General features: G+C 61.6%; 6 protein-coding genes. All 6 read right to left on the bottom strand.

Annotated features, from left to right (window positions below; genetic code table 11):
• The coding region (locus CHB90_RS18355) for a transposase (protein ID WP_141135852.1) at window positions 1–237 on the bottom strand (237 nt) is incomplete at its 3' end.
• A 247-nt stretch (window positions 238–484) separates the two neighbouring features.
• A complete protein-coding gene (locus CHB90_RS18350; RefSeq protein ID WP_089279305.1) occupies window positions 485–820 on the bottom strand; it encodes a response regulator in 336 nt (111 codons plus the stop codon).
• A complete protein-coding gene (locus CHB90_RS18345) occupies window positions 814–2,928 on the bottom strand; it encodes an ATP-binding protein (protein WP_170941108.1) in 2,115 nt (704 codons plus the stop codon). The genes CHB90_RS18350 and CHB90_RS18345 overlap by 7 nt, the downstream gene beginning before the upstream one ends.
• A 319-nt stretch (window positions 2,929–3,247) precedes the next feature.
• On the bottom strand, window positions 3,248–4,162 hold the full coding sequence (locus tag CHB90_RS18340; RefSeq protein WP_089279303.1) for an inositol monophosphatase family protein: 915 nt from the start codon (window positions 4,160–4,162) through the stop codon (window positions 3,248–3,250).
• 87 nt (window positions 4,163–4,249) lie between these two features.
• Window positions 4,250–6,766 carry an ABC transporter permease gene (locus tag CHB90_RS18335; RefSeq protein WP_089279302.1) on the bottom strand — a complete coding sequence of 839 codons (2,517 nt, stop codon included), beginning with the start codon at window positions 6,764–6,766 and terminating at the stop codon, window positions 4,250–4,252.
• The gene (locus CHB90_RS18330) at window positions 6,763–7,455 is read right to left on the bottom strand and encodes an ABC transporter ATP-binding protein (RefSeq protein WP_089279301.1); all 693 of its coding nucleotides are present in this window, start codon (window positions 7,453–7,455) and stop codon (window positions 6,763–6,765) included. The genes CHB90_RS18335 and CHB90_RS18330 overlap by 4 nt, the downstream gene beginning before the upstream one ends.
• Window positions 7,456–7,468 lie beyond the last annotated feature (13 nt).

Raw genomic sequence — 7,468 nt, 5'->3', positions numbered from 1 at the left:
CAAGCCGGTGATCTCGACCGGCAGGAAGAGAGTGTCATCCTTGGCACCACTGGACGCTTCGGCTTCGGCCGGCGCGAAACGCGGATCCCGCAGCCAGGTGAAGATCAGGTTCGAGTTCATCGCATACCGGCGCGCAACCTGCGCCACCGACACACCGGGCGCGCATGTTTGCCGGCAGATCGAGCGTTTCTCCTCGTCAGACCAGAACCGCTTCTTCTGTCCCTTCATGCCCGTCATGGAGTGCCTCAAGATGTCCATTATCGATCATGGACATTATCGACAGCAGAGGCTCACCGTCAGAGCGGTCACAACGGACGGATACCGTCAAATGCAATTGCAGCGCGCATGATCGCAAAAGCCCGCGAACAGGATCCGGGAATGACCCTGTTCAAGCCCATCGCCATTGACAAGCTGCGTGAGATGCTGGCCTACGAGGCTGAGAAACTCGATGAGCAGTCTTCCTGACGCACCTGCGTGCGCAACCTCAACCGGGTTCTGAGGCGGGTTTCAGCGCGCGGGCGACAGCGTTGAGCAGATCGTCCCTAGGGACAGGTTTCATCAGTCGGATATCGTCGGGGCGCAACCCGTTGCCGTGAACCGTCGACTCGGCGGCATATCCGGACATGAAGATCATTGGCAGGTCCGGATGGGTTTCGCGGATGGCGCGGGCCAGATTGGTGCCCTGCAATTCCCCCGGCATGACGATATCGGTGACCAGAAGATCGAAATGCGGATCGCTTTGGAATAGCGTCAGTGCGGCGTCGCCCGACCCGACTGCATCCACAACGTAGCCTGCGGTTTCCAGCGTTGCGATCAGCATTTGCGGACTGCGGCCTCGTCCTCTGCCAACAGAATGCGCGATTTCCCAACGGGGCGTGCAACAAACGTCCGGGAGGAGGCCGCTTTGGCCATGGGGGTCTCATCGCTGGCGGGGAAATACAGCTTGAAGGTCGTGCCCTGACCCGGTTCCGTATAGACCTGCACCGTGCCGCCGGATTGCTTGACAAAGCCTAGCACCATCGACAGCCCTAGCCCAGAACCAGAGCCGGGCGGTTTGGTGGTGAAGAAGGGTTCGAAAATGTTGTCGAGCGTTTCCTGATCAATCCCGGTGCCGGTATCGCTGACGGCCAGCATGACATAGCGCCCCGGTTCAAGCGGCTCATTCCGGGAATCGACATAGGCCTGATCTATCCGCACATTGGCCGTTTCGATTGTTACCTTGCCGTGACCGCCCACAGCGTCGCGGGCGTTCAGGATCAGGTTCAGCAATGCGCTTTCCAAAGAGGCTGCATCCACATTTGCGGTCCAAAGACCGGCCAGCAGCGAGGTTTCGATCTGGACCGATTCCGGCAGCGCCCGGCGCATCCAGTTCTTGGCTTGCAGGGCAACGGCATTGAGATCCAGCAGCACCGGTGTCAGTCGGGCGCGGCGGGCAAAGGCCAGCATGCTTCGGGTCAGCTCTGCGCCCCGGTGGCTGGCCTCCAGCCCGGCATCGATCAGTTCGCGCTTGGTCGGATCGTCGATTTCTTCGCGCAACAGTTCCAGATTGCCCATGATCACGGCAAGGATGTTGTTGAAGTCATGCGCCACACCGCCGGTCAGTTTGCCAATGGACTCCAGCTTTTGTGACCTGTGGGCCTGCTCCTCTTGCTTGACGGCCTTTTCTTCCGCGGCAACTTCGGCACTGACATCGATAAAAATCGCGTCCACGCGATGTGTCCCGTCGGCAAGGTCGGTGGTTCTTGCGTGCATATCGACCGTGCGCACCGTGCCGTCGCGGGCGCGAACCGGTATTCGGACGCCAGCCGGTTTGCCGGTTTCAATACACTTGTTGACGGCATTGCGGGCAAAAATGACCGTTTCCTCGTCTTGTCCTTTGGACAGCAGGCTGTTGTCAGCCATGAGCTCTTCCTGGGTAAAACCCCAGATGTCGATGCATTTCTTGCTGATATAGGTGAACTCACGCGGTGCACCTTTTTCCCAGATGCCCTGATAAATCATGCCCGGAATGTTTTCGGCGATGACAGCGATCTGGTGTTCCGCCTCGTTCCTTTGTCGTTCGGCCTTGCGAAAATCAGACAGGTCGGTGTGAAGCCCGACAACACGAACTTTGCCAGTGGCTTCGTCGATCTCTGTCGCGCGGACAGAGCGAACATCGACTTGAGTTCCATCCGGCCTGATAATTCGAAAGTCATGGGCGTGTAGCAATTCAGTGACCACCGGACTATTCTGGATCACGTCGATAACCTGGTCCCGATCATCAGGGTGCAGCAGGTCGATGAATGCCTGTGGGTCCATTGGCCCCGGCGTCCCCTCTAGCCCGAAGAGATCCAAAAGGCCCTGATCGACAACCAGTTTCTTTGGTGATCCGACATAGCTGAACGCACCCATATTGTTGTGGTCCATAACCAGCCGTATCCGTCGCAGCAGTCGGACGTTGTCCTGAACGATGGAGGCAAGTTTCACGCTTTGCGAAATGGCCAACCACATCAGGAGGACAGAGAGGCTGCCCACCATGTAAAAGGCCAACATGTCCAACAGTATGGAGTCCGTTTCCACCCATGTTCCCGATAGCGCCACGGCGGCGCCTATCATGGTTTGAACAATCAGGTGCGCCGCCAGACCATAGAAAAACGCACGCAGAGGAGGTTTTGGCCACGCTTCGAACGGGGCCAGCCTGCGCAACGCAAGTCCGCAGAGCGCATATCCAAACAGCGCGATCAAGCCGACTGAGAGCAAGCTGCCACCGATCCAGATCCGGATGCAGACAGCAACCAGAAGCGTGATCAAGGCAGCCGGAAGTCCGCCCATATATCCCGCAAAAATCAACACCCCTGCCACAGCGGTCAGCAGTGCGCCGGCCTCGAGCACATAGGCGTTGATTGAGAGCACAATGATAGAGATGCCGAAAACGAGGCCAAGAACCATATCGGTTTTGCGACTCTGATTGGCAAACCGTGGGTTGGAAAAAACGAGATAGAGCAGCGCGGCCGCAAGAATCAAAGCGATCAGACTTTGTACAATCGAAATCAACATACTGCGGACGCACTCCAACAGGCCGTCCGAAAAAGGGACGCGGCCCGAATTGCAGACTAGCCGCAATTCAATCTATCGGACAACCTTTAGCCGCTGGAAGGTAACACTTTGATTTAGATCGGCAACAGGGGGCCCGGGACCGAGCCTGTGCGCAAGCACCTGTCCCTTTGGACGGCGGTGCTGCAAGAGTAATCACCCACAGTTCCGTCGATCAGATGTCGGGTTGTTCCTGTTCGGTGGGCGGTGCGTCCTGCGGAGTATCCAGCAGGAAATCGAACGCATCGCGCACCAATCCCCATGTGGCCTCATCGCTTGCGGCCAACAGGTAGCCCGAGGTCAGGTCACCGCGGTATTCGGACCCGTCCAGCATGGCCACATGGCCCCCCGCCTGCCGGGTCACGATGACACCGGCAGGTTGATCCCATGCGGTCAGCTTGGGAAAGAGGACAAAGTCGATCTCGCCCTGTGCCAGGGTGCGAAACTCATGACAGGCACAACGCAACGACCAGACGCGGCCGAATTTCGTCATCGCGATCGCGGCCTTTTCGCGCTTGTCCTGCGGGATCAGGAACAGCGGAACAAAGCCGTTCAGTTGATCCAGAGTCTTGTGCTGGTCGTGTGCGGTGGCGACAAAACGGCGACCGCGTCGGGGCAGTTGCAATTGCGCGGGATGGTCGCTGTCGGCCCAGACGATATCGTTCAGCACCGGATCAAACAGCAGGCCGAACACCGGCCGCCCAAAGCGCAGTGCAGAGACCATGACCCCGAACAACGGCAGGCCCTTGGCATAGTTCCAGGTGCCATCAACAGGGTCGATGGTAAAACACAGCTCTGCCTCGGCGATCTTTTCGACCAGTTCCGGCTTGGCCGCAGCGGCCTCTTCTCCAACGATCAAAGCGGAGGGAAAAAAGGTCTGAAGCCCACGAGTGATCATGGCCTCTGCGGCGGTATCAGCCTCTGTCACTAGATCATGCGGCCCGGATTTCTCTCCGATCTGGTGGCTGCCCAGCTTGCGAAAGCGCGGCATGATTTCCGCTTTGGCGGCACGGCGGACGAGGTTGAACAGCTGGGTACGCTGCGCCGATGTGAGAGGCGCCGTGACCGGCATCGGAAGGGAATCAGTCATGGTTCGAACATCCGGAGTTTGCATTTCGTTGCCTTGGTGTTGCCAGCCCAAACGCCACGGCGCAAGGTGACAGCCTGTCCGCTTTTGTCATTCGCGGGCGCGCAGAACCCCCGCCGGGCGGGCCGCCAGCGGCCCCCAGGCAAAGGCAAGGCCAGCCAGAAGCGTAGCCAGAATACCGCCAGAGACAATGGCAAACGCGGACGGCCAGATTACCGCAAATTCGCTTTCCATGACAAATGTCATGATCGCCCAGGCCCCGGTGATGCCCGCGCCCAGCGCAACCGCCCCGGCGGCGGCCCCCAGCAACCCGGCGCGCAGCGCAAAGCTGCGCAGGATGCGGGTGCGGCTTGCGCCCAGGGTTTTCAGCACAGCCGCCTCATAGGTGCGCGCGCCTTCGCCTGCCGCCGCCGCGCCGATCAGCACAAGGAACCCGGTCAGCAGCGTGGCCGCCGCCCCCCAGCGCACCGCCTGGCCAATGCCGTCCAGCAACTCACTGACCCGGTCGATGGCGTCCCGCACCCGGATCGCGGTGATGTTGGGATAGGCGTTGGCAAGATCGCGCAGGATCTGCGCCTCTGCCGCTTCGTCGGCGTAGACGGTCGAGATAAAGGTATGCGGCGCACCGGACAGGGCAGCGGGATTCATCGTCATGACAAAACCGATTCCGGCGGTGGAAAAATCAACCTGGCGGAAAGAGGTGATGCTGGCGGTGATATCGCGGCCAAGGATGTTGACGGTGATTTCATCGCCCAGTTCCAGCCCCATCTCTTGGGCTTCTTCGGCGGCAAAGCTGATCTGTGGCGGACCATCGTACCCTTCGGGCCACCATGTGCCCTTGGTGACCGTGGTGCGCGCGCCGGGTGTCTCAGAGTATGTTACTCCGCGATCCCCGCGTAGAACCCAGTGTTCGCCAACCGCCTCAACCGCAGGCTGACCGTTGATCCGCGTGATGATGCCGCGCAACATGGGGGCGCTGTCGATGCGGCTGACGGCGGGGTCGGTTTCCAACCGGTCCAGATAGCCGGGCATCTGGTCCTTCTGGATATCGACAAAGAAATAGGAGGGCGCGATCTCGGGCAGATCGCGCTGGATAGCACTGCGCAGGTTGCCGTCGATCTGGCCGATGGCGGCCAGAACGGTCAGGCCAAGGCCCAGCGACAGGACCACCGACCCGGCGCTTTCGCGCGGTCCGCCGATGGCCCCCAGCGCCCAGCGCAGCACCGGGCGCCCGCGTGCCGCCGGAGTCGCCAAACGCGCCAGCCAGCGAATGGTCCAGGCCGCCAAGGCGAGGACCAGCAAGGACGCCGCAATGCCACCCGCCGTCCAGAGCGTCAGCGCCGGATTGCCGGAAAAGACCGCCGCCGCAGCCAGCAACGCTGCGATCAGAACCAGGGTCGCAAAGACATAGCGCCCGGCGGGCAGCAAACGCGCGCTGTCCAGGGCATCGCGGAACAGCGTCGCGGCGCGCACCTCCTCTGCCCGGGCGAGCGGCCAGAGCGTGAACAAGAGGGCCGTCAACAGCCCGTACAATGCCGCCTCTGCCAAGGGGGCAGGGTGCAAGGTAAAGATGGTCGGAACCGGCAGCGCCCCGGCGATCAATGGCGCAAAGAGCAGGGGTACAACCGCGCCCAACACCAACCCGATGGCGATGCCCAAAAGGCTGAGCGCGCCGATTTGCAGAAAATAGGTCTGAAAGATCACCGCGCGGGTCGCCCCCAGCGTGCGTAGAGTGGCAATGACCGATGTCTTTTCAGCCAGATAGGCACGCACCGCCGCCGACACACCAATGCCGCCCACAGCCAGTCCGGACAGACCGACAAGGATCAGAAAACTCCCCAACCGCTCGACAAACCGGGCGATCCCGGGTGCGCCATTGCGGGCATCCCGCCAGCTGAGCCCGGTGTCCTCAAACCGACGCAGGGCCTCTGCCTTGACGGTGTCGAGGTCGGTGCCCTCGGGCAAGCGCATCCGGTATTCCGTTTCAAACAGTGATCCCGCCGACAGCAGGCCGGAGCCCTGCAAATCCTGCGTTCGCACAATCGTGCGCGGCCCAAGTCCGAACCCGTCCCCGGCATCGTCAGGTTCCGTCACGATCCTGGCCCGCAGTGTGAATTCCTGAGTGCCAAGGCGAAACCGGTCCCCGGTTTGCAGGCCCAGACGGTCCGCGAGGATCGGCGCCATGACCGCGCCCCGCCCGTCCAGCGCCTCTGCCAGAGGCAGCGGCGGGTCCAGCACCATCTCACCCAGTAGCGGATAGGCGGCATCGACGGATTTCACCTGCGTCAGCCCGCGTTCGGTGGCGTCATCGCGGGATACCGTCGCCATTGACCGGAAATCAGTGACTTCGGACACAGCGTCGGCGGTGTCGTCCATCCAGAGGCGTTCTGCGTCGGTGGCGAAGCGATAGGTAAACTCCACCTGTGCATCGCCGCCCAGCAGGACCGCGCCTTGATCCTCCAGTCCCGCCTGAATGGCTGACCGGACAGAGCCGACGCCCGCAATGGCCGCAACCCCAAGCGCAAGGCAGGCCAGAAAGATGCGAAAGCCGCGCAATCCGCCGCGCAGCTCACGCCGGGCAAGGCGTGCGGCGATGGTCAGGCTCATTCGGCGGCCCTCAGGTCCGCGTCATCGACTTGGCCGTCACGCAGCCGCACAACGCGATCACATTGGGCGGCCAGATCATGCGCGTGGGTGACAAGGACCAGCGTTGCCCCATGTTCGCGCGACAGACCAAACAGCAGATCGACGATGGCGGCACCATTCACCCCGTCAAGGTTGCCAGTGGGCTCATCCGCCAACAGGATGTCCGGCTCTGGCGCCAACGCGCGGGCCAGCGCGACGCGCTGTTGCTCACCGCCGGACATCTGCGCCGGATAGTGGTCGGCACGGTGTGACAGGCCGACCTTGTCCAGCATGGCGCGCGCGCGGTCAAATGCGTGGCGATCACCGGCCAGTTCCAGCGGCGTGGCGACGTTTTCCAATGCGGTCATTGTCGGGATCAGGTGGAAAGACTGGAACACCACACCCATGTGGTCACGTCTGAAACGGGCCAGCGCGTCCTCGCCCATCGCCGTCAGGTCATGGCCCAATGCGCGTACCTGGCCGGCAGTCGCGCGTTCCAACCCGCCCATGATCATCAACAACGACGATTTTCCCGATCCTGACGGGCCGATCAGGCCCAGTGTTTCGCCCCGTGTCACGTCCAGCGAAACCTTGTGCAGGATTTCCACCAGTCCGGCATTGCCCCTGAGGCTGAGAGTGACATCTTGAAGCGACAGGACAGGCTCGGACAAAGGAGATCTCCGG

The organism is Antarctobacter heliothermus (assembly GCF_900188425.1).
In the GTDB taxonomy this organism is placed as follows: domain Bacteria; phylum Pseudomonadota; class Alphaproteobacteria; order Rhodobacterales; family Rhodobacteraceae; genus Antarctobacter; species Antarctobacter heliothermus.
Note: the sequence above shows the minus strand (reverse complement) of the source record. Positions and strands in the feature narration are given on the sequence as shown.

Bases quoted from the DNA above. Each gene is read 5' to 3' on its own strand.
- CHB90_RS18345 (WP_170941108.1), bottom strand. From the start codon at position 2,928: ATGGTTCTTGGCCTCGTTTTCGGCATCTCTATCATTGTGCTCTCAATC.
- CHB90_RS18335 (WP_089279302.1), bottom strand. From the start codon at position 6,766: ATGAGCCTGACCATCGCCGCACGCCTTGCCCGGCGTGAGCTGCGCGGC.
- CHB90_RS18350 (WP_089279305.1), bottom strand. From the start codon at position 820: ATGCTGATCGCAACGCTGGAAACCGCAGGCTACGTTGTGGATGCAGTC.
- CHB90_RS18340 (WP_089279303.1), bottom strand. From the start codon at position 4,162: ATGACTGATTCCCTTCCGATGCCGGTCACGGCGCCTCTCACATCGGCG.